We start from the raw sequence: 24,054 nt of genomic DNA on the forward strand, positions 1-24,054 counted from the left end.
GCGTTCGGTTTCGGCCGGCAGGTGATGGCAGTTCGCAGGGCCGCTACCTCCCGCTCGGCCGGCTCCCAGGCCGGCGCGTCCGCTGCGCCGCTCGTAGACGACGTCGAGCAGTGATTCCCCGGCCAGGCGGTCCAGGTAGAAGGCCGCGGTCGGCCGGCCGAGGCCGAGGGCTTCGGCGGCTTCGTGGCGGCTGACCGGTCCCGGCTGGCGCAGACGTGCTCGTACAGCCTCCCGCGGGTCGACTCGCCCAGCGGTGCCACCGCAAGCGGATACGAGTCGCAGAGCGCCACGGATCTGCGCGGCGTCGATGTGCCGACCGTCACCACCCAGCGGTGGCTGCGTCACGACTCGGCTCGCCGGCCACCCGGCTTCGGCACACGCTTCACGCGTGAGCGATGAGTTTGGGCGGAGGATCGGGTCTGCCTTGTATGACTCGAATCGTCGCCGACATTTCCGTCTCCCGCGACGGCTTCGTCACCGGGCCCGACCCCGGTCCGGACAACGGTCTGGGCACCGGCGGGGAGGCCCTCCACACCTGGGCGTTTTCCGGCGACCCCGAGGACCGCCGGGTCCTGCGCGAGGCGACTGCCCGTTCGGGCGCCGTCGTCCTCGGCCGCCGCCTCTTCGACCTGGTCGACGGACCGAACGGCTGGGACGACACGTCCGGCTACGGCGCCGGCGAGGTCGGCAAGCCCGCGTTCGTCGTCGTGACGAGCTCGCCGCCGGAGTCGGTGCGCCTGACCGACCTCGACTGGACGTTCGTCACCACGGGTCTGCCCGACGCCGTCACCGCCGCGCGCGAACGCGCCGAGGCGGCGTCATCGGACAGCCGCAAGGACCTCGACGTCGTGCTCATGGGCGGCGGCGCCACGATCCGCTCGGCGTTCGACGCCGGGCTCGTCGACGTGCTGACCCTGCACCTCGCGCCCATCGTGCTGGGCGCCGGAACGCCGCTGTTCACCGGCGGAGCGCCGCGCACGCTGGTACAGCGGAGCGTGACCTCGACATCGACCGCGACGCACCTGACCTACGACGTCCTCCGGTGATCCGATGACCGCCGTCAACACCAAGGGGATCGACGACGGCGGGCCCGCAAGCACCCGCCTCCACCCTGCGCGACCTCGCCGCCGATGCGGCGGCCCTTGCCCACGCGCTCGGCGGCGGGCCCGCGCACCTCGAGGGAATCGGCGTCGGCGGGATGGTCGCCCAGGTGGCCGCGCTCGACCATGCGGGCGTGTTCTCGGCGCTCACCCTCGTAGGCACCCGCGCCGTTGCCCCGGGCCCGCCCGACGATGAGCCGGCTGTGCGCGCGTCCGATGCCCGATGGGACCGACCGTGAGGCGATGGCGGAGTTCGCCGCGGCCGGCGCCGAGATCCGCGGCGACGACCCCGCCGCCGCGCGGGGGGTCGCTGCGCGCATCTGGGACCGTACACCCGGCACCGCACCGCCGGTGCAGAGGGCCCACCAGCTCGGCATGGTGTTTTCCAGGCTCGACTGCACACCCCGCTGGCGACGCGAGCGCCTACCCCACATCGAGGTCCCCGCCCTCGTCGTCCACGGCCGCCGCGACCGGTTCTTCCCCGTCGGCAACGGCGAGGCGATCGCACGCGATCCCCGAAGCGGCGATCGGCGAGGTCGACGGGGCAATGCTCACGCTCGGGCAGTGGACGGCGCGTGGATCAGTGCTGCGGCGTTTCGCCGGGAGACGGGCGACGACCCCCGACGGAGGCGACCAGGGCATCGGCAACGATCGACGCATCCGCTTCTGCGACATCCGCTGGGTACTCGGGCAGCAGATCGTCCCAGACGGGCATCCATGACCCGTACATCTGGGCCTGTCCCTCGGGTCGGGCGAAGAACCAGATGTGCAGGTGTGCGCCCCCGTCCCCGATGCGGTAGACGTGTGCTCGCGAAATGTGGGGCAGGGCCTGCACGTGACGGACGATGTGAGTGGACAGCACCCCCAGCTCGGCCGCCAGCGCATCGGGCAGGTCAGCCATGTCGAAGTGGTCACGCGGATGCAGCATGAGCACCAGCGGCACACCGACTCCAGTGATCCGGGTGAGCCGCCAACTGTCGTTGAGCCAGATCCCTTCGTCTCGGCGACCGCATGCCTCGCAGCTCGACGGGTCCTCGCCGTGCCGCGGAGGCTCGGGCAGGACCGGGGGACGCAGCGGCGCGACGCGCAACCCGTCCGGTTCGAACGGGCTGATGTCCCACCCCGTCATCCGCGCGAGCGGGAGCCGCCGCTCACCATCCGCAGCGGCGAGCGCGTGGTCGTAAAATTCGTCAGGTCGCAGAGCCATGTCCCAAGACTAGTCAGGGACTTACTGCCACTGCAGGCGGGGGTTGCCCCAGGTCACCGTCCCGCCGAGTGCTCCGGCCGCCTCCCCTGTACCAGGGCCGAAGCTGCACGTACCGCTCCTTCATGGCCGGCCCGAGATGCTTCTCGATCCCGTACCCGGGTTCCCCCTCGTACGGGAGGTCGTAGAGGAAAGACGTCACGATGACCTCGATGGCGCCGGGCACGCGGCGCCGCGTTTCCTCCTCGAGGAACGCAAGGACCCGGCGCCAGTGAGGAGCGTCCGGGGCGTCCTCCGCCAGGTACGAGCGCACGGTGTCCTGCACGACGTCCCAGAAGAACAGGTGAGCGAGCACTCCGTGCTCGTTGAAGACGTGGCTCTCGTAGGCGTCCTCGAACCCGGGTACCTGAGCAACGAGGTCCTCCACGAGCCGTACGCCGGCAGCAGCCGCCTTGTCGGCAGTGCCGTCTGCCTCGTGCTCTTCTCGCTCATGGTCGTCGTCGGCGGTCATGTGCTGGGACGCTATCTCATGGCGTTGCAGGGCTGCCTTGGGAGGTGGGGCCTGGTATCTGCTGGTCAGGGCATTGGAGGCCCGCCTCGCCGACGGGGTGGCGGGGCGCGCCGCCGGGGAGGATCCTGGATGGTAGCTCCGGCCACGCGCCCTCGGGGACGAGACCACCGGGAGGAGCCATGCGCCGTGTACCGGCCTCGCTCTTGGCAGTACTCGCGCTCGTCGCGGGTGGACTGGGCGCGCAGGCGTCCGCCGCGCCCTCCCAGGCTGTCCCCCTGGGGACGACCGTCACCCTCACGGGCCAGAGGTCCGGTGAGAAGGTCGACGTCACCGCCCTGAAAGTGGTTGACCCGGCAGCATCGGCCGAAGAATTCTTTACACCCGATCCGGGGAACCGCTACGTCTCGGTCCAGTTCCGGCTCAAGAACACCGGAACCGTCCCGTACAAGGACAGCCCGGTGAACGGCGCCACGCTCGTCGACGCCGAGGGACAACAGTTCGACGCGGACGTCGTCGCCAAAACCACCGCCGGGCCGCGGCTGCCCGTCTCGCTGACCATCACGCCCGGCAACACTGCACTGGGCTACCTGACCTTCGAACTCCCCGACCGCTCCCGGCCGGTTACCGTGCAGTTCGCCCTGAACAGCGGGTTCGCCGATGACGTGGGCGAGTGGAAGATCGACGGCGCGGTCGCGATGGCGCCGCGCAACGTCCCTCCGGTTCCGTAGGAAGGGCGCGCGATATCGGCACCGGACACCGCGCGTTCACCGGCGGCGAGGTCGAAGGATTCCGCCAACGGGACGGAGCGTTGCTGTTTCGCTAGGGACGGGGGGCCAGTCGGCTCGTGGCCTGGTCCCATGCTCGAGGCTCGACCACGTCGTCGCTGTCGAAGGCGTCCTCCTCAAACCAGCCCGTCCCCGCGAGCCATGTTTCCAGCCACGCCGCGAGGCTGGCAGAGTCGAGGAACCAACACTGCTCCCACGACCCACCGCTATACGGGTTCGGCTCGAAGAGCAGGACCTGACCGTCCTCACTGAAACAATCAACGCCCGCGTACATGGCACAGCCCCAGGTCAGGATCGGTACGACGCCTTCGGGCCACTCCGGGTTCTCCGCTCCAACGGACGCCTCACGTCGCGTCAGGTATTCGCCAACGACGCTGGAGCCCGGACCAAGCAGCGGCAACAGTCGGTAGTCAGGGCCGAAGCCGCCGTCAGCGACCTCGCGATACAGACGCGCGAGCAGGGGATGCAGCGCGATGCCCAGTTGCCTCTCGGCCTCCGCAATCTGCACATCGTCGACAGGCTCGGGAAGGTCCTCGCTGTCCGATGCGGCCCGGGTGGCAACGCGTTGCACGAGGTCATCAATATCGGTCATGGTCGTGATGCTCTCAGAGCCAGCCTCACAAGCGGCTTTGAAGACGGCCCTAGTTGCCCATGCCGTAAACCTGCGGGGTCGGGGCGGGACGGGTCCGGGATAGTTTCACGGCCCTGCCGCGTGCAGCTTCGAAGGCCATGGCCGGGTTGCCCTCCTTGCGCCAGGGCTCGGCACCGCACCATGGTCCGATCCGGCGGAACTGCTCCAGGGCGGGCGCGTACATCATCGTCTGGAGCATGTAGTACGCCAGCAGGTGGCGCAGGACCGGCAGGCGCTCGTCGTCGGACGCGACACGGTCGAACGAGGCGGCGATCTGCTTCAGCGCACTCCTGGTCATGGGCGTCAAGGGCAGCGTGACAGCGGCGGACCGGTCGGCGAGCTCGTTCAGGGCGTGCAGGTAGATCCCGGCGAGCGGGCTGCCGGCCGGGGCCTTGCGGACGGCCTGGCGGGCGAACCGCATCATCCGCCGGTTGCTGCCGAACCACTTGGCGCACCAGTACTGGAGGGCCTGCCAGTGCCCCTCGTAGTGGTGGGGTGCGCGGGCGACGAGCCCTTCCCACAGCGGCCTGAACTGTGACCGGCCGTACTGGGCTCCGCGCGCCGCCGTGACCATGACGACCCAGGGGCCCGGGTTCGCGGGGTCCAGCAGCGCGGCCTTCCGGGCCTCCTCGATCGCGGCCGGGAGCATGGCGCGGAAACGATTCATGTCCGAGGTCGGGACCGCGTGGGCGTAGGCGCTGCCCCGGATCTCCCAGGCGCGATGGACCATGATGCTCGCGTGGAGCGTTGCCGCGTCGCAGTTCCCGGGCTGGGCAGCGCGCCAGGCCTGGAGCCAGGCGTCGTCCCTCCGGGCGACCTGCTGGAGGAGCTCCAGCCGGGCCCACCGCTCGTCCCAGTCCTCGCCCGCCGCCTGGACGTACCGCTCGGCGGACTTCCAGTCCCCTTGCCGCGCAGCGTCGGCGACGGCCTGCCTCTCCTCTGTCCGGTGTGCCGGCGGGGGTGGACCTGGGCGCCGGTTGTCGAGCACTTCACGCGGCGGAAGGCCGTACGCGGATGCCGCGAAGTGCTTGCCGACCCAGCGGTCGACGTGGATCGGGGTGAGGAAGAGGAGGCAGAGCAGGAGGAGAAACACGCCGAGTACGACGGCGAGGAAGAGGGTCACGGCGGGGAATGATTCCCGAACGGATCACTCTCCGCAAGAGCCGAGGCCCATCAAAAAGCCGAGGTCAGAGCAGGGATGCAGGGTCGCACACGCTCGGTCGGCTCGCCGCCCCGTGCCCGGCGACGGCGGGACGGTCCTCGTACGCGTCATGAGCCGGGCCAGTAACCGCAACCGGTGAGCACATGACGCGGCGAGTCGGCGGTGCTGACCGGATGTGGTCCGGCGGAGACATTCGTGCCCCGCGACTCCTTGTGATCTTTGAGGGCCGTGAACACGACTGGGCTGAGCTCTGTACCTGACCGCGGGGAGCGTCGCTGCCGCGGCAACCGACGTCTGACGTGGGGAGGGCCTCGGGAAAGGTTGTGCGATTGTCGGTGCGGCGTGATAGTCACTACCCTCACGGGAGGTGATCAATGCCCTCCCCCGTTCGAACGTAACAAGGGGTGGGGGCAATGGCATTGCTCCGTCAATGGGGACTCACGCTGGGGAAATGGGCAGGTAGGCCCGTTGCGCGAGTCCAGGAGGACTCGGGCGATCCCGACGTCCGGCGCGTGCGAGAGGCCGCCGCGGCAGCGGACTGGGCCGCGGTGCGCGAGGTGCTCGAAGCGCGCCCTGAGAGCGACGACCGCACCGAGCTGCTGTGGGCCGTCGGCGATACCCCGGGAGTGGAACGGTGGATCGCCGGGGTCCTCGAAGCGGAGCCCGAAGCCGCCCTGCCCCGCCTCGTTTCCGGGATCCGGCACATCAGCTGCGGCTGGGAGGCGCGGACCGGGGCGCGGGCCCAGGACGTCTCCCGCGAGCAGTTCGAGGTCTTCCACGCGCGGCTGCGTACCGCCGAGGAGTGCCTGTACGAGGTTGCGGAGCGCGAGCCGCTGTGGACCTCGCCCTGGTACGGCCTCCAGATCACCGGCCGCGGCCTCCAGGTCGGGCAGACGACCGCGCGACGCCGCTTCGAGGCGACGGTGCGCCGCGACCCGTACCACCTGGGAGCCCACCAGCAGCAACTGCAGCAGGTCTGCGACAAGTGGGGCGGCTCGCACGAGGAGATGCACGCCTTCGCCCGCGCCTCTGCGTTCGGGGCCCCCGCCGGCACTCAGCTGGGCCAGCTCGTCGCCATTGCCCACCTCGAACACTGGCTCTCCCTCGACGCAGGCCAGGACGCCGCCTACATGCGCCGCCCCGAGGTCACGGCGTCCCTGCGGGAGGCGGCCGACCACTCCTTCCGCCACCCGGACTTCGTTCGCGCCGGAGGATGGATCCAAGTTCTCAACACCTTCGCGATGGCCTTCTCGCTGGCCGGGGACCGTGACGCCGCGCGGGAGTGCTTCCGCATCACCGACGGACGCGTGACGAAGTTCCCCTGGTACTACCTGAACGGCTCCGACCCGGCGGCGGCCTACCGCAAGCAGCAGTCGTCCGTCGGACGCTGAGACACAGGCGCGACAGGCGCGACAGGAGGGACGGGCCCGCCGGCCGGGACCGCCAGCGCTCCCAGCCAGCTCCCCCCGGCAGCCCCGCACCACCGCGCCGCACGCCCGCGCACCCCTTCCATCCGCTCACCCGCTCACGCCGCCCGTGGCGCGCGGGCGCGCCCACCGAAAGACTCCGCCAGGTGCCCAACTCAGACACTGCCCACACCTTCCAAGTCGACCTGCGCGGCCTGGTCGACCTGCTCTCCCACCACCTCTACTCCAGCCCCCGCGTCTACCTTCGCGAACTGCTGCAGAACGCCGTGGACGCCATCACTGCCCGGCAGGCCGTCGACCCGGGTGCGCCCGCGGCCATCACGGTGCGCACCGGCGACACCCTCACCGTCACGGACACCGGGATCGGACTGACCGAGGCCGATGTCCACCGGTTCCTCGCCACCATCGGCCGCAGCTCCAAGCGGACCCCCGACGGTGTCCTGGACGGTGCCGGCGTCGACGCCGCCCGTGGCGAGTTCATCGGCCAGTTCGGCATCGGGCTGCTCGCCTGCTTCGTCGTCGCCGACGAGATCACCGTGGTCAGCCGATCCGCCGCCGACCCCTCGGCACCCGCCGTCGAATGGCGCGGCCACTCCGACGGCCGCTACACCATCCGCACCCTGCCCGCCTCGGCCGTACCCGAGCCGGGCACCACCGTCCGCCTCACCCCGCGCGCCGACAACGCCGAGTGGACCACACCGCAGCAGGTCGTCTCCCTGGCCCGTCACTACGGCGGACTGCTGCGCCACGAAGTCACCGTCGTCGGACCGCACGGCGAGACCCACCAGATCAACGAAACACCCCCGTGGGAACGGTCCCACCGCTCCCCGCTGGCGCGCCGCGAGGCGATGACCGCCTACTGCCGCAGCCTCTTCGACTTCACCCCCCTCGACACCATCGAGCTCGACCTGCCGGCCGCCGGCCTCCGCGGCGTCGCCTACGTCCTGCCCACGGCCGTGAGCCCGGCACAGCGCGCCGGCCACCGCGTGCACCTCAAGGGCATGCTCCTCACGGACCAGGCGCCCGAACTGCTGCCGGAGTGGGCGTTCTTCGTACGCTGCGTCGTCGACACCACCAGCCTCCGGCCGACTGCCTCCCGCGAAGCCCTGTACGAGGACGGCACCCTTTCCGCCGTACGCGACGCCCTCGGCGACCGGATCCGCGACTGGCTCACCGGGCTCGCCGCCAGCGACCCGTCCCTGCTGCACCGCTTCATCGACACGCACCACCTCGCCGTCAAGGCGCTCGCCCGCTACGACGACGAGCTGCTGCGCATCGTGCTGCCCTGGCTGCCGTTCGAGACCACCGACGGCAACGTCACCCTGGCGGAGTTCGCGCGGACGCACCCGACCCTGCTGGTCACCCGCAGCGTCGAGGAGTTCCGCCAGGTTGCGCCCATCGCCTCGGCCGCCGGACTCGGCGTCGTCAACGGCGGCTACACCTACGACCGCGACCTCGTGCACCGGCTCCCGGAGATCCGTCCCGGCACGACCGTCACCGACCTCGACCCGGCCACCGTCACCGCCCACCTCGACGCCGTGGACCCCTCCGCCGAACTGCGCGCGGCGGCCTTCCTCGCCGTCGCCCGCGAGACCATCGGAGTCCACGACTGCGACGTCGTCCTGCGTGACTTTCAGCCCGTCACCGCCCCTGCCCTTCTCCTGGACAACCGGGACGCCCGCCACGAGCGGACCCGCTCGAGCCTCGCCGCCGACAGTGACGGCCTGTGGGCCGACATCCTCGGCTCGCTGCGCCACGAGACCCCGCGGGCCCAGCTCGTCCTGAACCACCTCAACCCGCTGGTCCGCCAGGCCATCACCATCACCGAGCGCGGGCTGGCCGTCACGACCGCCGAGGCCCTCTACGGCCAGGCCCTGCTCCTCAGCCGCCGCCCCCTGCGCGCGAGCGAGAGCGCCCTGCTCAACCGGGCCTTCATCGGCCTGCTCACCCACGCCATGCACCACCCCGGTACGGCGGCACCCGGCTCCGAGCCCCGGAAGGAACTGTAGATGCTGGACACCCCCGAGGCCGTCGTCGAAGCGCTCCGCGAGAACAACGACCGCCCCCACGGCCTGCAGCGCACCATCACCGCCGAGGAGATCGTCGCGGCGGCCGAACCCTTCAACAAGCCCGACGTCCTCGTCACCGCCCTGCTGGAGCTGATGGCGGCGTACGAGAACACCGGCGAGCACCGCAAGTCGCCCGTCGTGTTCGCCCAGGTGCTGGGGCTCTGGGACACCGCCCCGGAAGCCTTCAGCCAGTGGGAGGCCCACCAGGTCTTCTGGCGGTTCAAATGGGTGACGACCTCCCTGCTCCAGGTACCCGACATGCCCCTGGCCACCATCCGGGCGTGGATCGAGCAGATGCGCACCCGCTACCAGGACGCCGGCCACGGCATGCAGCCGGTCGCGGCGATGCGCTACCACGTCGCGCACCACACGGGCGAAGGCCTGGCCGACGCCTACGACCTCTGGGCCACCCGCCCCCGTACCGAACTGAGCGACTGCGAGGCCTGCGAGACCCGACACCTCGCCGAGCACCGGCTGACCGCGGGCGACGACGCCGGAGCGCTGGACATCTGGCAGCCGGTTCTCGGCGGGGGCATGAGCTGCACCGAGGAACCGCAGATGAGCCAGGCGCGCTCCCTCCTGCCACTGCTGCGCGCCGGCCGCACGGACGAGGCCCGCTCCCACCACCTCACCGGCTACCGCCTGGTCCGGGGCAACACCGGCATGCTGGACGAGGTCGGCCTCCACCTCGAATTCTGCGCCCTCTCCCGCAACGAGGGACGGGGGCTGGAGATCCTCGCGGAGAACCGCCCCCTGTTCGAGGCGACCGGCGCACCCCTGGCCCGTCTCGGCTTCCTCACCGGCGCCGAAGTGCTGCTCGCCCGCCTCGCCGAGGACGGTCACACCGACACGGCCGTCGCCGGCCCGCCGGGACGCAACTGGACCGCCGGCGAACTCCTCGCCCACGTCCGCGCCGAAGCGGAGCGGCTCACCACGGCGTTCGACGCGCGCAACGCCACCACGGCGGTGGGGGACGCGCGCCGCAGGCGCCTCGCGCAGCGCCCGCTGCTCGTGGAGCCGCTGCCGCTCGGCCTGCGTACGCTCCCCACCCGTCCCGCCGCGGCGAACGCCACGGCAACCGCCGCCCCCGTCTCCGCCATGGCAGCGGACGTCCCCCAGGATTTCGTCGCCCTGGTGCGCGAGGCACGCCGTCTGGGTCTGGCCGGGCATCCGGGAGAGAGCCGGCTCTGGACCCGTATCGAGGAGCGCCTCGCCGACGGAAGCGCCACGTACGACGACGAACTCGGCCCGGAGGAACTGCTGCAGGCCGAGCTCGCCGAGCAGCGTGCGTTCCGGCTGAGCAAGGAGGACCGCGACGCGGAAAGTGCCGCCGAGCTGAAGCGGGCCGCCGAACTGTACGAGGGACTGGGCATGCCCTGGCACGCACTCTCCGCGCGCGCCCGCGGCCTTGCCTGGCTGAGCGCCTCCGACGACGCCGACCAGGAGGCGGCCCGCAGCGGCCTCGACGCCGTCCTGGCCGAGGCCGAACTCCTCAAGGCGGAAGCCCCCTTGACGTCCGCTGCCTCGGATGTCCAGCTGGAGTACCTCACCGTGCTCTACGCCGCCACCTTCGCCGCCTACCAGGAAGTGGCGGGAACCCTGCCCGAGCCCTCGGTCCCCGCCATGGAACGCTTCGAGGAGTGCGCCGGGACGCTGCGGTCGGAGGCGGAACGCCTGTCGGCGCCCCACCATGTGGCCAACGCGCTGCAGTTCACCGCGGACCTGGCCGCCCGCAGCGGTGATTCCGAACGCGCCGAGGAGGATCTGCGGGCCGCCCTCACGGCCGTGGACGCCTCAGGCCGGCCCTGGCGCGGCTCGCGCCCGCGCGCCCTGCTCGCCCAGCTGATGCTCGGCAAGGGGGAGCCGGACCAGGCAGTGGAACTCCTGCACCGTGCACTCGCCGATGCGGCCCGGTACGACGACACCGACTTCGCGGTGGCCCCGACGTACGCCCTGCTCGGGCACGCGGCCTCGCACCTCGACGACGTGAACGGCGCAGTGCGCCACCTGTCGGAGGCGGCCGCGCGGTTCGACCAGGACGGTGCGCACGACGAGGCCACCGACGTACGGCTCCAGCTCGCCGACGTGCTGGCCCGGGCCGGCCGACAGGCCGACGCCGTCGCCATCCTGGAATCCGTACTCGCCGGTGAGGCCGCGGCCTCGGGCGACGAGCGGGCACTTGCCCAGGCCCGCCTGACCCTGGGACGCGGACTGCGGGAACTGGGGGAGTACCTGCCCGCGGCCGAGGAGTTCCTGCGGCTCGCTGACGCCGTCGCCACGTGGGAGGACGACCGCCCCGTCCTGACTCTGGTGGCGGCGGAGGCGGCGACCGCCCTCGCGATGGCCGACCGGTGGGACGCGGCGGCAACGGCGTACGAGCGGGCCGTCGCCGCGCACGCCGAGGCACCGAACCCGCCCCTGATCATTCACATGATGTGCGAGTTCGCCCGGCTCACTCTCCGGGCGAGGGGACCCGAAGGCCTGGACGCGGCCCTCGACCACCTGACGCAGGCCGACGCGCTCCTGGCCGCCGTACCGCAGGACACCGACGACTTCGCCGCCTGGTACGAACGCGGCAACGTGCACTACCGCCGCGCCCGCGTCCTCGCCGAGGCAGAACGCTTCGAGCAGGCCCTGGCCGAGGCGGAGGCCGCCGTCGCCGCCCATGAGGAAGGCGGGGAACAGGGCGAGGTACCGCGCGCCGAAGCCGTCCGGATCGCGGCCCTCATCGAGGGCAACGGCCTCGCCCGCTTCAAGGAGGCCGCGGCCCGCCTGGCGACGGCCGCCGCCCGCTGCCGCGCGGCCGGCATCCCGGAAGCCGCCGACATCCTCGACGCCCTCCGCGAGGACTACATGAGGCGGTAGCCCCGGTGAGCACGACGCGTGGTACCGGGCCCTCCGAGTCGGCGAGGGCCCGACCCGTGACCCGAGGCACCGGATGTGGCCGCATACCCTTGCCGACACCAGGGTGTGGCGCCGTACTCGGCGGATCGCCGCCCCTGAGGGAGGTGGGGATGGAGCTCATGGACGCGGACCACGCGGGGCTGGTCGCCGCGGCGCAGGCAGGTGACGACCGGGCGCGCGAGGAGCTGATCGCCGCCTACCTGCCGCTGGTTTACAACATCGTCGGGCGCGCGCTGAGCGGACATGCCGACGTCGACGACGTCGTCCAGGAAACCCTGCTGCGCGTGGTGCGCGACCTGCCTGCCCTGCGCACCCCGGAGAGCTTCCGGTCCTGGCTGGTGTCCATCACGATCCGCCAGATCAGTACCCACCGGCACCGGCAACGCGCCTCCGCCAGCCGGACCGCGGTCATCGATGAGGCACGCCGGATACCGGATGCCGGCGCCGAACCCGAGGACATGACCATCCTGCGTCTGCGGATGTCGGACGAGCGCCGGCAGGTCGTCGAAGCCGGCCGGTGGCTCGACCCGGACCACCGGGTGATGCTGTCGCTGTGGTGGCAGGAAGGCGCCGGCTCACTGAGCCGTGACGACATCGCCGCCGCTGCCGGGCTTACGGTCGCCCACGCCGGAGTGCGCCTGCAACGCATGCGCGAGCAACTGGAATTGAGCCGGACGATCGTCGCAGCGCTGGAGGCCGACCCGCGCTGTCCGCAGTTGGACGAGACCGTCGCCGGCTGGGACGGTCTTCGTACATCGGTGTGGCGCAAGCGGATCGCGCGGCACACCCGCGGATGCCCGGTCTGCGCGGCGACGTCGACGGAACGGGTTCCGGCCGAACTGCTGCTCCTCGGCCTCGCGCCGCTGGCGGTCCCGGCCGGGCTCGTCGCCGCGCTGGCCGCCAAGGGCCTGCTGTCGGGTACAGCCGCCGGCGTCGCCAGTGCCGCCGGGGTGGCCACGGCACACGTCGCCTTCGGCACGGCGGCGGCGACCGGGGGAGGCGGTCTGCACACCGCGCTGATCGGCAAACTCTCCGCAGTGACCGCTCAACCGCTGGTGGCCCTCGCCACCGGCGCGGTGCTCATCACCGGAACCGCCATCTACGCGACCTGGCCCGAACCGGCGCACCGGGAGCCCGGCGTCGTCGCCGCTCCCACGGTCGGCAGTCCCACGCCGAGCCCCTCGCGCGCCACCACGCCGGCCGGACCGTCCCCCGCGAGTCCGTCCGCCGTCGCGGTCACCGTTCCGCTGGGCGCGCAGATGCTGGAGTCCGTGGTCGACCCAGCCCTGTACCTCACCTCTGCAGGCGACTTCGCGACGCTCGGCCCGGCCTCCGCGTCCAGCAGCGCGCAGACGCGGCAGCGGGTCACCTTCACGGTCATCGGGGGGCTGGCCGACGCACGGTGCGTCACCTTCCGCGCCGCCGATGGCCGCTATCTGCGCCATCGTGACCTGCGGCTACGGCTGAGCGGCAACGACGGCAGCGAACTGTTCCGTGAAGACGCCACCTTCTGTCCGCAGGCCGGGGCGGTCGCCGGGTCGGTGACCCTGCACGCGCACAACTATCCCGGATCGGTCCTGCGTCACCGCGACGGTGGCATCTGGCTCGATGGATCCGACGGCACTCGGGCCTTCGCCGACCAGGCTTCCTTCGTCATGCGCCGGCCCTGGGCTTGAAAACAGGGACGACCAGGCAGCGGGGCGGGGCGTAACGCCTTTTGACTGCGAGATGCATCACCGGGCCATCGTGCGGACGGCGCCACTTTTCCGTTACGAGACCGCGCGTTCGGAAGCCTCCACTACGTGGGGTGTTTTTCCCGCCGCTCGCCAGTGCGGCGCGGCAGTTCCCCACACGTGACCGTTGACGTATCCCTTGAAGAAAGCCGTACCAATGACGCGACACACCCACGACCCCCGGGCGACGGGTACGCAGGAACGGGCCCGGGTCCTGCACCGCACCCGACCCGCGACGGATCAGGCCGTACCGGCCGATGCGCGCACGACCACGGCACCCACGGTGACCCGCGGCCCCCGAGGAGAATCATGAAGGGCCTGCACCGGCTCGGCCGGCGCCGCCGCACCGTGGTGATCGGAGTGTCGGCCACAGCGGTGATCGCCGGTGTCGTGACGCTCCTGCCCAGCTCCGCCGGAGCCGCCGCCCTGGGCACGCAGGCGGCACCCTCGGGCAGGTACTTCGGTACCGCGGTGGCCGCCGGCAGGCTCGGTGACTCGACGTACGCCGCGATCGCGGACCGGGAGTTCAACATGATCACCCCGGAGAACGAGATGAAGTGGGACGCCATCGAACCGTCCCGCGGCACGTTCACCTTCGGCGCCGCCGACAAGATCGTCAACCGGGCTTCGGCGAACGGCCAGCGGCTGCGCGGACACACCCTGGTCTGGCACTCACAACTCCCGTCGTGGGTCGGCTCCATCGGCGACGCGAACACGCTGCGCAGCGTGATGAACCACCACATCACCACCCAGATGACCCACTACAAGGGCAAGATCTACGCCTGGGACGTGGTCAACGAGGCCTTCGCCGACGGAGGCAGCGGCAAGCACCGCAGCTCGGTGTTCCAGGACGTGCTGGGCGACGGCTTCATCGAGGAAGCGTTCCGCACCGCCCGCACCGCCGACCCCGCGGCCAAGCTCTGCTACAACGACTACAACATCGAGAACTGGACCGACGCCAAGACCCAGGGCGTCTACGCCATGGTCAAGGACTTCAGGTCCCGCGGGGTGCCCATCGACTGCGTCGGCTTCCAGAGCCACTTCGGCGCCGGCGGCCCGCCGTCCAGCCTCCAGGCCACGCTGTCAAACTTCGCCGCCCTGGGCGTCGACGTCCAGATCACCGAGCTGGACATCGCCCAGGCGTCGTCCACCCACTACGCCGGCACGGTCAACGCCTGCTTGTCCGTGGCCCGTTGTACCGGCATCACGGTATGGGGCGTCCGTGACAGCGACTCCTGGCGCAGCGGCGAAAGCCCCCTGCTGTTCGACAAGAACGGCAAACCCAAGGCCGCCTACACCGCCGTCATGAAGGCCCTCAAAGCCGCCCCCGGTACCACGGGCGGCACGGCCGGCGGGACGGGTACGGGGGAGATCAAGGGCGTCGGCTCCGGTCGTTGTATCGACATCAACGGTTTCTCCACCGTCAACGGCACCCAGGCGCAGCTGTGGGACTGCCACGGACAGGCCAACCAGCGCTGGACGTACACCTCCGGCAAGCAGCTGATGGTGTACGGAAAGAAGTGCCTGGAGGCCAAGGCCAAGGGCACCGGCAACGGCACCGCGGTGGTCATCGGCGACTGCAACGGCGGCGCCGGTCAGCAGTGGAAGCTCAACGCCGACGGCACGATCGCCGGCGTCCAGTCCGGGCTGTGCCTCGACGCCGTCGGCGCGGGCACCGCCAACCGCACCAAGATCCAGCTGCACTCCTGCTGGACCGGTGGCAACCAGAAGTGGACCGGCCTGCCCGGGACGTCGACCCCGACGACACCCCCGCCGGCGGGCGGTCCGTGTGCGCTTCCCTCGACGTACCGCTGGACGTCGACGGGCGCCTTGGCACAGCCGGCGAACGGGTGGGCCGCGGTCAAGGACTTCACCAGCGTCATGCACAACGGCAAGCGCCTGGTCTACGCGTCGAGCGCGGCGGGGTCGTCCTACGGCTCGATGATGTTCAGCCCCTTCACGAACTGGTCGGACATGGCGTCGGCCGGCCAGACCGGGATGAGCCAGAAGACGGTGGCGCCCACGCTGTTCTACTTCGCGCCCAAGAACATCTGGGTGCTGGCGTACCAGTGGGGTGCGTGGCCGTTCATCTACCGCACGTCGAGCGACCCCGCCAACCCCAACGGCTGGTCCGCGCCGCAGCCGCTGTTCACCGGCAGCATCTCCGGCTCCCCGACCGGCCCGATCGACCAGACCCTGATCGCTGACGACCAGAACATGTACCTGTTCTTCGCCGGTGACAACGGCAAGATCTACCGGGCGAGCATGCCGATCGGGAACTTCCCGGGCAGCTTCGGCTCGTCGTACACGACGGTCATGAGTGACACCGAGGCCAACCTGTTCGAGGCGCCGCAGGTCTACAAGGTGCAGGGCCAGCAGCAATACCTCATGATCGTCGAGGCGAAGGGTGCGAACGGGCGCTACTTCCGCTCGTTCACGGTTTCCAGCCTGAGCGGTTCGTGGACCCCGCAGGCCACCGGCGAGAGCAACCCCTTCGCGGGCAAGGCCAACAGCGGTGCCACCTGGACCAACGACATCAGTCACGGTGACCTGATCCGCAACAACCCCGACCAGACCATGACCATCGACCCCTGCAACCTGCAGTTCCTCTACCAGGGCAAGTCCCCCACAGCGAACGGCCCCTACGACCAACTCCCGTACCGGCCGGGTGTCCTGACCCTGCAGCGCTGACCGGTACTCACCGCATCGAGGAACCCCAGCCGTGCGTCGGCTGGGGTCCTTCGGGAAACCCCGAGGCGGGACTCTCAACGCTGTTCGAGCAGTTCTCGCCGTCGCCCCGCGGCGGGTGTGGTGCTGATCCATGCGGCAAGGACACAGGGGCCGGTCAGCGCGAGGAGCGCGGCGAGCGCCGCGGGAAGCGCGAGAGCGGCGGGCAGGGAGGTGGAGGCGGCGATGGCGGCGATGGCGGCGGGGCCGACCAGGCTGCCGCTGTAGCTGAGTGTGGTGATCGTCGAGAGCTGGCGGGGCGTCCCGTGGCCGGCGGTGCTGGCCAGGACGGGCCAGATCAGCGCCATCCCGGCACCGGCCAGTGCCCATCCCGCATAGGCGCCGACCGGGCCCATGGCGGATGAGGAGATCACGAGCAGCAGTCCCGTCGCGGTGGCGAGCCCCGCCGTCCGCAGCGTCGTGCGCGGACCCAGGCGGGAGCTGAGGAGGTCGCCTGCGAGGCGCACCGCGGTCATGGCCGTGAGAAAGGCCGTATAGGCCAGGGACGCCACGGCCGGAGTGACGTCGAGAACCCGACGGGCATGGACCCCGGCCCAGTCGGTGGCGGCTCCCTCGGTAAGGAATGCCGCCGCGCCCAGGAGCCCCATGGCCACCACCAGCAGGGGACTGCGGCGGGCGGTGGAGCCCGACTCGGCGGGACGCGGAACGGGCGGCCCGGCCCGGAAGGTGAGAACGCCCATCGCGGCGGCCAGAGCGAGTCCGCTGAAGGTCAGCACCGCCTGCACCCCCACACCGGCCTGCAGGGCGGCGGCGACGGCGAGGCCCCCGCCCACGGCGCCGACGGTCCACATGGCGTGCAGTCGGGACATGATCGGCTGCTGGTGGGCGTGCTCGGCAGCGGCAGCGTGCAGCGTCAGCACGACATTGAGGCCGCCCAGGAGCAGCCCGAGGACCCCGGCCGCGACCGTCAGGGCCCCGTAGCCGTCCGCGAGGGCCGGGCCGGCGAGGGCCAGGGCGGCGGCGGGAGCGGCCCACGCGAGCAGCGGACGCGCGGCCAGGTGCCCGGCCGCGGTCATGCCCGCCATCGCGGAGAGCCCCATGGCCAGCAGCATCCCGCCCAGCCTGCCCTCACCCAGGTCCAGCCGGGCGTCCAGGGCGGGCAGGCACGCCCCCCACTGGGCGTTGACCACACCGGTGACCAGGTAGACCAGGCGCAAGCGTGCGAAGTCCGTCACCGCACGACTCGTAGGGCGTCCAGGCCGGTGAGGAGGTGGTCGCCCAGGCGGGGCCGGGCGGCCGGCACGAGGCGAATCTCGATGGTGGTCATCCCGGCCGCCGCACCGGCGGCGAGCCCCGCCGCCGCGTCCTCCAGTACCACGCACCGGCCGGCCGCTGCGCCCAGGCGGCGGGCCGCCTGAAGATAGCCCTGCGGGTCGGGCTTTCCGGCCGTCACGTCATCGGCGGTCACCAGTACGTCGGGTACGGGCAGGCCCGCGGCGTGCAGGCGGGCTTCGGCCACCACGCGCCGTCCGGAGGTCACCACTGCCCAGGGCCCGGCATCCGCCAGGAGGCTCCGCGCCCCCGGGGACGCCGAGATGCCCGCGGTGTCCTCGACCTCACGGACCAGCAGCCGGGCCTCCTCCGCGGACGCGTCCAAGCCGGGCGCCACGAGCTGTACCAGTTCCCGGGTGGTACGACCGCCCGACAGTTCGTGCACTTTCGCCGGATCCAGGCCGTGCTCCAGCGACCAGTCGCGCAGATGGCGCTCGATCGTGGGCAGGGAGTCGACCAGCACTCCGTCCATGTCGAACAGCAGCGCGTCGCAGGACAGACGGATGTCGGGTTCAGCAGACAGCAGCATGCGGGTGGAACCCTTCTGCGGCGGGACGGGTGTGGTCGAGGATCTCGCTGATGACGGGAGCCCAGTCTCCGGGGTCCAGACCATGACCGCCCGAGGGCAGCGTCAGCATCCTCGCGCCCGGGATCTCCCGGGCCAGGGCCAGGCCGTGTTCCAGGGGGAGGAGCCGGTCGTGCGCGCCATGGACGACCAGCACGGGTACCCGGATCTCGGGCAGACGACTCCGCCAGGGAGCGACAGGCTCCACGTAGTAGTGATTGGTCAGGCTGGACTCGATGTTCCCTGCCCGCCCGACCACCCTGCGCGCCCGGTCCCGGGAGGCGTCCTCGTCGAAGTCCCGCCCCGATCCGGCGTGCAGCCGGTCCAGGAACACGAGGTAATCCGCGACCGAGCTGTGGTCCGACCACTGTGGCCAGGGCGCGTTGTGCAGTTCGAGCTGGGTCTCCAGCGGTGTGGGCGGCAAGGTCGGGCGTTCGGGATCCGCGTCGCCGGGACTGCTGGAGACGAGCGTCAGCGATGCCACACGGCCGGGATGGGCGAGCGCCATCAGCTGGCTGACGGCTCCGCCTTGGGACAGCCCGACCAGATGGGCCTCGCCGACACCGTAAGCGTCCAGGATGCCGATCGCGTCCGAGGCCAGATCATGCAGGTCATAGTCCGGTGAGCCCGGCGGGCAGGTGGTCGAACGCCCGGTGTCCCGTCCGTCGTAGCGCAGTACGCGCCGTCGGCCGGCCGCCAGCCGGATACAGAACTCCCGGTCCCAGGCGAGCATGCACGCACCCGTGCCGGAGACCAGGAGGAGCACGGGATCCCCCTCCTCACCGAACGCCTCCACGAACAGTTCGCGACCGGGGAGACGGACAGTCGTCGTCTCACGCATGGACGCTCCTCCTTGCCACCTGCTCGAGGAGCCGCGCGTACGCGGCGGCCTCGTCAGGGAGGCTGTGCCTGCTGTCGATCATCCGGCGGGCGTTGCCCGCCAGGGCGGCCGCCAGCGAACGGTCCTCCAACAGCCTCTGCGCCTGCTTTCTGAACTCGTCCGGACTGTGGAACAGCAAGCCGGTGATGCCGTCGGCCACCAGGCAGGTGTTGCCCGGAATGTCCCGGGCGATGACCGGGGCGCCCAGATGCATGGCCTCCAGCACCGCGTTGGGGCTGCACTCGCTGATCGAGGTGTTCAGCACGGCGGTGGCCTCCCGCATCGCCGCGTGCAGGTCCCGGCGGTTCAGGGCACCGGCGTAGTGGACACCGCTGTGCCTGAGACATCGGCGACGCACGATCTCTTCAAACCCGTCGTAGGAGACGCCTGCTATGACCAGGCGCACGCGGGGGTCCTCCCGATGCCACTCGTCCACACATCCGGTCAGGAACAGGGGGTCCTTCACGGGGCGGAGCCCCGCCGGCAGGAGGAAGATCTCCGAATCGTCCGGCAGGCCGAGCCGGTTCTTCAGCGAGAAATCGGACGGGTCGGTATCCACCGCCTGGGGAATCACGTACAGCTTCCCGATGGTGTCCGGCCACAGGGCCATGCAGCGCAGCACGAAGTCGTCGTTGAACGCCACCAATGCGTCCGCACCGTCCACCGCCTCGGTCATGACCGCGAGATGGGCGGGATCCAGGGAGAACTCGTTGAGGTCCGTGCCGCCGAACACGAGGATGTACGGGACGTTCAGGCTGCGCCGGATCTGACCCGCCGCCACGGCGTGGGTGACGATCGCCGCATCGAAGCTCCGCCCCCCGACCCCGTCGGCGAGGACCTCCGGGAGGGCACTGGATTCCACCAGCCGCACTTCATGGCCCAAGCGGGACAGGTGTGCTGAAATCCGGCGGATCGTCGTGTCGTTTCCAGTTCCCGGAGCACTGTCTGCAATTGCCGCAATAATCATCGCTCGCATGACCTTTCGTCAGAAACGGGGCTCGCGACGGCGTCAGAGAGGAGCCCCTATGCCGTGCCCCGGCGGGCCCGTACGGGCGGGCGGGGCGCGGGCTGTGCCTCCACGTGCGGTTCGGGCACGGGCCGGATGGGCCAGCCTCCAATGGAATCGGCGAGCAGGTTCCCGATACCGTCCCGCCCGCCCCTAGAGAGCCCACTGAGCGGGGCCGGAGGCCTCCCGCCCGCCGCATGGCCCCGAAGACCGTCGAGCGGCTTGTGCGGCGCGGGCCTGCGCGTGCTCGAGCGACAACGCACGGAAGTCCGGACCGGGACCGGGATCGCACCCGGACCGGGATCGGGATCGGTGACGCCTACCCGCGGTCACCCGCGGCCGACATGACGGGGCGGGAGGATGCCCGGCCAGTGCGGGCTCAGTGCGGGGTGGTGAGGGCCCGCGCCCGCGCTCGGTACCGCCCCGGAGTCGTCCCCAGCTCGCGGCTGAATGCGTGCGAGAGCGCGTACGCGGTCCCGTACCCCACCTGGCGGGCCACCGCCGCCAGCGGGTCCGCCGTGTCCCGGAGCAGAGCGGCGGCGAGGTTCAGCCGCCACCAGGTGAGGTACGCCATCGGCGGACGCCCGACCAGCGCGGCGAAACGCCGTGCCAGCGTCGGCCGGGACACCCCCGCCTCGGCCGCCAGGCGCTCGGTGGTCCACGGAGCCGCCGGGTCCGAGTGCAGCGCCCGCAGGGCGGCGGCGGTCACCGGATCCCCCAGCACGGCGGGCCACGCCCCGGTGCCGGCCTCCTCCATCCAGGACCGGACCATGTAGACGAGCAGGAGGTCGAGCAGGCTGGGCACCGCGATGCAGGCGCCCGGCCGCCTCCCGTCCAGCTCGCGGCCGAGCAAGCTGATGGCGGCGCGGAGTTCGGGATGGGCACCCGGCCGGTTCGGGAGGTGGACGACCTCCGGCAGCTCCGCCATCAAGGGGTGCACACGGCTGCGGTCGAGCCGGTACTTGCCGCACAGCATCTCCACCGCTCCGGAGCCGTCGTCCTGTGCCGGCCGCTCCGCCAGGAGGCCGGCCAACCGCTCGAACGGCACGGCCCGTTCCACCGCCGCCGTGTCCGACGGGCCGTCGGCGATGACGTGCCCGGTCCCGTGCGGCAGGAGCGCCGCGTCACCGGCGCGCAGCGCGACGGGGGAGCCGCCGTCGGGCAGCAGCCAGCAACTGCCCTCCAGTACGACGTGGAACCCGGCGCCGTCGTACGGGGCGAGCCGCGTGCACCACCGGCCGCCGACCCGCACCCGGTTCGAGGAGGGCCGCCCGATCCGCACGGCCGAGATCGCATCGCTCACCACGTCCATCGGGCCAGGGTAGATGAGACGTCCTCGTATTCCCTTGAGCCGATCGGGCATTGAGAGGCTCACGCGCCCCTCCTAGGGTCGAAACCATGAAGAGCGACACCGACACCGACACCGACACCCACACCGACAGCGAGACTTCCCAGCGCATCGTGCTGGGGGACGTAGAGGTCATCCGGATCACCGAATGGGCGGGACCGTTCGCCCCCGCCCGGGCCCTCGTGCCGGAATCCGGACCGGAGGTATGGAAGGACAACGAAGACTGGCTGGCCCCGGACCACTGGCAACCGGACGGGGACATGGCGGTGATGGCCCTGCAGACCTGGATCCTGCGCAGCGCCGGCCGCACCGTCCTCATCGACACCGGAGTCGGCAACGGGCGCGAGCGCCCCGACTCCCCGCAGTTCCACCACTGGCAGGGGGACTTCCTCGCACGACTCGCACGGGCCGGTATCCGTCCACAGGACGTCGACACCGTCGTCAACACCCACCTGCACGCCGATCACGTCGGCTGGAACACCCACGAGGTCGACGGGGCATGGGTGCCCACTTTCCCGAACGCCGAGTACCTCATCCCGGCAGCCGACGAATTCCACTTCGGCCCGGACAACGGGTACGCGAAGGGTCTGCGCCAGGACGACCGGCTCATCTACGAGGACAGCGTCGCGCCCGTCCACCGGGCCGGCCAGGCCGTCCTCTGGGACGGCGTGCACCGCATCGACGAACACCTCACCCTGGAGTCCGCCCCCGGCCACACCCCCGGCTCCAGCGTCGTGCGCCTCGCGTCCGGCGGCGACCGGGCGGTCTTCGTCGGCGACCTCCTGCACAGCCCCGTCCAGATCCTGCGCCCCACCTGCAACAGCTGCTTCTGCCTGGACGCGGATCAGGCGGTGGCCACCCGCAGGCGGATCCTCGAACGGGCCGCGGACGACCGGGAGCTGGTGGTTCCCGCCCACTTCGGCGGCTCCGGCGCGCTGGAGGTCCGCCGGGACGGCGCAGCCTTCGCCCTCGCCCGCCGGTAGGAGACCGGACCGTGATCCAGGGCGACGCGTACGGTGGCGACGGTGCGTGTGGCGTGCGGTACGCTCCGTTACTCGCCTTCGTCCGGCCCGGGCTCGGGCTCGACGACGTGCATCGCCGCTTCCTCCGCACTCGCCGCCCCGCCGTCCACACCGTGGTCCTCCGCGACGAGTTCCTTGGTGGTGTCGGTGTGCGCACCCTCGTCCGGAGCCGTCAGACGGCCGGCGCGGGCCCCGCCGATCTCGGCGTCCAAGGGCTCTCCCTCACCGCCGGGCAGATCGCCCAGACCGTCGCCCGGGTCCTGGGCCGTTTCGGGGACCTCCTGAGCCAGCCGTTCGTCCAGCGACTCGCCCTCGTGCTGCTCGGCCGCGGTCGTGCCGTGCTTCGTCACGCCCAGCGGCTTTTCCGGAGGCGAGTAGCCCTCGTCCAGCATGTCGTCGTAGGTGCGCTCGTCCACGGCGTTCTGCAGGTCCAGCGGCGCCGCGTCCTCCTGCTCCTCGTTGGTGCCCGTGGGCTGGTACACGTCATCAGCCATCTGATCGTCACCCATGACACTCTCCTGCCGAATCGGTCGTGCCGACTCCTGCGCCTCGCCGCGTACGGCCTCGACGGTGGCCTCGTGCAGCAAACCGGCGGCGGTGCCGGGCTGCGGTACCCGGCCCGCTGATGGAAGCTGGACCGTGCGCCTACCCCCTGACCTCCCCGGCATACCTGCGCACCGGTCGGTCGAGGCCGGGTGCCGAGAGAGTCATCGCGGCCACCGGCCACCGACCACCGGCCACTGCGCCCTGCCCCATCGGCCCCCTATTGGCCGATGGCCGTCCTCGCGAGTGACATGGTCTTCTGTTTGGCGAGCAGATGCTCTGCCAAAATGCTCGCATTCGACTTGATCATTGCCTGCTGGTACGTACTTTCAGCGTCGGCCCATACGCCGATCAGATTGACTCTCCGCTTGCACAGCACGTCGGCGAGCGCGACTTCCTTCTCGTGAGGGCTGGACGTCGCGCCACTGAACTCTTGGTCATTTATTGCGGAGAGGGGATCCGGATATTTGTGTCCGGATTCACTCATGCATTGTGACCATTCTTCGCTCGCCTTTGTCACCGCAGGATCCTTCTGTGACTTCACGTAACCTTCCATGTTGAGCTTCTGGGCAGTGCTCAGGCCCTTCTGCATCTCAGCCTCGTGAAGTTCTCTCTGCGCTTCGCCTGCGCACCCGCCTTCAGGTACGGGAGTGCCGTTGTGGGTGGATATCTCGCCCCTGATCAGCGGAATCACTGATGGTGGATAATCTTCGGCGGGTTTTTCTCCGCCGGGCATGTGATATCCGTGTTCCTTTGCGAGTTCCGCATCGGCCAGTCCGTAGCGGCGCTCGTTGGTTTCGATCTTGACGTTTTCCCGTGCTTTGGGCGTATAGGGGGCGCCCAGTCTGGCAAGGCACCTCTGCATGAGGGAGTCGCGCCCCTGGGAGAGTACGTCCAGGTCGGTTGTCGTCAGCAAGTACTCGTCCAGGGGGAGCGTGAGGGCCTTACTGTCGTTGAGCTGGTGCACCGCGGCCCGACCTGGAGTTTCCCCGGCATCGGCCGAGCATGCGGCGAGGAGCGGGAGCAGGAGTGCTGCCATGCCCGCCCGCGCTCTGGAGGAAGGGGAAATCAACTTCACTGGATCCCTCTACTGACAGCAAGGAAGGGTGTTCTGCCGCCGCGATTGCGGTGGCAGAACACCCTT

At 70.9% G+C, this 24,054-nt stretch carries 21 protein-coding genes and 1 pseudogene; 8 read left to right on the forward strand and 14 right to left on the reverse strand.

The genetic code is table 11. The features are described 5' to 3' along the window. Nucleotides 1–54 precede the first annotated feature (54 nt). A pseudogene (locus tag ACZ6I1_RS08260) lies at nucleotides 55–290 on the reverse strand (transcriptional regulator); the annotation flags it as partial. Nucleotides 291–428: 138 nt separating this feature from the next. Between ACZ6I1_RS08260 and ACZ6I1_RS08265 the strand changes: the two are divergent. After that, nucleotides 429–1,046 carry a dihydrofolate reductase family protein gene (locus tag ACZ6I1_RS08265; protein ID WP_469284515.1) on the forward strand — a complete coding sequence of 206 codons (618 nt, stop codon included), beginning with the start codon at nucleotides 429–431 and terminating at the stop codon, nucleotides 1,044–1,046. A 14-nt stretch (nucleotides 1,047–1,060) separates the two neighbouring features. Here the strand turns inward: ACZ6I1_RS08265 and ACZ6I1_RS08270 are convergent, their stop codons facing one another. The 4 genes from ACZ6I1_RS08270 to ACZ6I1_RS08285 all read right to left on the reverse strand — a co-directional run bounded on the left by ACZ6I1_RS08270 (nucleotide 1,061) and on the right by ACZ6I1_RS08285 (nucleotide 2,815). After that, nucleotides 1,061–1,420 (reverse strand): hypothetical protein, encoded by a 360-nt coding sequence (locus ACZ6I1_RS08270; RefSeq protein ID WP_469284518.1) that lies wholly within the window; start codon nucleotides 1,418–1,420, stop codon nucleotides 1,061–1,063. Nucleotides 1,421–1,523: 103 nt separating this feature from the next. After that, on the reverse strand, nucleotides 1,524–1,655 hold the full coding sequence (locus ACZ6I1_RS08275) for a hypothetical protein (RefSeq protein WP_469284520.1): 132 nt from the start codon (nucleotides 1,653–1,655) through the stop codon (nucleotides 1,524–1,526). Between the two features lie 25 nt (nucleotides 1,656–1,680). Next, entirely contained in the window at nucleotides 1,681–2,307 is a 627-nt protein-coding gene (locus ACZ6I1_RS08280) for a hypothetical protein (protein ID WP_469284523.1), read from the reverse strand. A gap of 13 nt (nucleotides 2,308–2,320) precedes the next feature. Then, nucleotides 2,321–2,815 (reverse strand): hypothetical protein, encoded by a 495-nt coding sequence (locus tag ACZ6I1_RS08285; RefSeq protein WP_469284525.1) that lies wholly within the window; start codon nucleotides 2,813–2,815, stop codon nucleotides 2,321–2,323. A 179-nt stretch (nucleotides 2,816–2,994) separates the two neighbouring features. Between ACZ6I1_RS08285 and ACZ6I1_RS08290 the strand changes: the two genes are divergently transcribed. Further along, entirely contained in the window at nucleotides 2,995–3,543 is a 549-nt protein-coding gene (locus ACZ6I1_RS08290) for a DUF4352 domain-containing protein (RefSeq protein ID WP_469284526.1), read from the forward strand. A 91-nt stretch (nucleotides 3,544–3,634) separates the two neighbouring features. Here the strand turns inward: ACZ6I1_RS08290 and ACZ6I1_RS08295 are convergent, their stop codons facing one another. Together ACZ6I1_RS08295 and ACZ6I1_RS08300 are read right to left on the reverse strand one after the other, a co-directional pair. Further along, nucleotides 3,635–4,192, reverse strand: a complete 558-nt coding sequence (locus tag ACZ6I1_RS08295; RefSeq protein WP_469284528.1) for an SMI1/KNR4 family protein — start codon at nucleotides 4,190–4,192, stop codon at nucleotides 3,635–3,637. Between the two features lie 49 nt (nucleotides 4,193–4,241). Next, the gene (locus ACZ6I1_RS08300) at nucleotides 4,242–5,354 is read right to left on the reverse strand and encodes a hypothetical protein (RefSeq protein ID WP_469284530.1); all 1,113 of its coding nucleotides are present in this window, start codon (nucleotides 5,352–5,354) and stop codon (nucleotides 4,242–4,244) included. 551 nt (nucleotides 5,355–5,905) lie between these two features. Between ACZ6I1_RS08300 and ACZ6I1_RS08305 the strand changes: the two genes are divergently transcribed. From ACZ6I1_RS08305 to ACZ6I1_RS08325, 5 genes are all read left to right on the forward strand, one after another. Beyond that, nucleotides 5,906–6,784, forward strand: a complete 879-nt coding sequence (locus ACZ6I1_RS08305) for a hypothetical protein (RefSeq protein WP_469284533.1) — start codon at nucleotides 5,906–5,908, stop codon at nucleotides 6,782–6,784. 182 nt (nucleotides 6,785–6,966) lie between these two features. Next, on the forward strand, nucleotides 6,967–8,829 hold the full coding sequence (locus ACZ6I1_RS08310) for an HSP90 family protein (RefSeq protein ID WP_469284536.1): 1,863 nt from the start codon (nucleotides 6,967–6,969) through the stop codon (nucleotides 8,827–8,829). Continuing rightward, a complete protein-coding gene (locus ACZ6I1_RS08315) occupies nucleotides 8,830–11,754 on the forward strand; it encodes a tetratricopeptide repeat protein (RefSeq protein WP_469284538.1) in 2,925 nt (974 codons plus the stop codon). Nucleotides 11,755–11,903: 149 nt separating this feature from the next. After that, entirely contained in the window at nucleotides 11,904–13,469 is a 1,566-nt protein-coding gene (locus tag ACZ6I1_RS08320) for a sigma-70 family RNA polymerase sigma factor (protein ID WP_469284541.1), read from the forward strand. A gap of 366 nt (nucleotides 13,470–13,835) precedes the next feature. Beyond that, on the forward strand, nucleotides 13,836–16,217 hold the full coding sequence (locus ACZ6I1_RS08325) for a non-reducing end alpha-L-arabinofuranosidase family hydrolase (RefSeq protein WP_469284543.1): 2,382 nt from the start codon (nucleotides 13,836–13,838) through the stop codon (nucleotides 16,215–16,217). 74 nt (nucleotides 16,218–16,291) lie between these two features. Here the strand turns inward: ACZ6I1_RS08325 and ACZ6I1_RS08330 are convergent, their stop codons facing one another. The 5 genes from ACZ6I1_RS08330 to ACZ6I1_RS08350 form a co-directional block, all read right to left on the reverse strand. After that, a complete protein-coding gene (locus tag ACZ6I1_RS08330; RefSeq protein WP_469284545.1) occupies nucleotides 16,292–17,449 on the reverse strand; it encodes an MFS transporter in 1,158 nt (385 codons plus the stop codon). Continuing rightward, nucleotides 17,446–18,075 carry an HAD-IA family hydrolase gene (locus ACZ6I1_RS08335; RefSeq protein ID WP_469284547.1) on the reverse strand — a complete coding sequence of 210 codons (630 nt, stop codon included), beginning with the start codon at nucleotides 18,073–18,075 and terminating at the stop codon, nucleotides 17,446–17,448. The genes ACZ6I1_RS08330 and ACZ6I1_RS08335 overlap by 4 nt, the downstream gene beginning before the upstream one ends. Beyond that, complete coding sequence (locus ACZ6I1_RS08340; protein ID WP_469284549.1) at nucleotides 18,059–18,952, reverse strand: alpha/beta fold hydrolase; 894 nt, start codon at nucleotides 18,950–18,952, stop codon at nucleotides 18,059–18,061. Before ACZ6I1_RS08340 ends, ACZ6I1_RS08335 begins: the two co-directional genes overlap by 17 nt. After that, entirely contained in the window at nucleotides 18,945–19,967 is a 1,023-nt protein-coding gene (locus tag ACZ6I1_RS08345; RefSeq protein WP_469284551.1) for a glycosyltransferase, read from the reverse strand. The genes ACZ6I1_RS08340 and ACZ6I1_RS08345 overlap by 8 nt, the downstream gene beginning before the upstream one ends. Before the next feature lie 409 nt (nucleotides 19,968–20,376). After that, nucleotides 20,377–21,309, reverse strand: a complete 933-nt coding sequence (locus ACZ6I1_RS08350) for a cupin domain-containing protein (RefSeq protein ID WP_469284553.1) — start codon at nucleotides 21,307–21,309, stop codon at nucleotides 20,377–20,379. An 86-nt stretch (nucleotides 21,310–21,395) separates the two neighbouring features. Here ACZ6I1_RS08350 and ACZ6I1_RS08355 point away from each other — a divergent pair, with 86 nt between their 5' ends. Continuing rightward, entirely contained in the window at nucleotides 21,396–22,328 is a 933-nt protein-coding gene (locus ACZ6I1_RS08355) for an MBL fold metallo-hydrolase (RefSeq protein WP_469284556.1), read from the forward strand. Nucleotides 22,329–22,396: 68 nt separating this feature from the next. Here ACZ6I1_RS08355 and ACZ6I1_RS08360 read toward each other — a convergent pair whose 3' ends face one another. After that, nucleotides 22,397–22,876, reverse strand: a complete 480-nt coding sequence (locus ACZ6I1_RS08360) for a DUF5709 domain-containing protein (RefSeq protein WP_469284559.1) — start codon at nucleotides 22,874–22,876, stop codon at nucleotides 22,397–22,399. 254 nt (nucleotides 22,877–23,130) lie between these two features. Continuing rightward, nucleotides 23,131–23,949 (reverse strand): hypothetical protein, encoded by an 819-nt coding sequence (locus ACZ6I1_RS08365; RefSeq protein WP_469284561.1) that lies wholly within the window; start codon nucleotides 23,947–23,949, stop codon nucleotides 23,131–23,133. Between the last annotated feature and the right edge of the window lie 105 nt (nucleotides 23,950–24,054).

It is taken from the genome of Streptomyces sp. NPDC046303 (assembly GCF_055588085.1).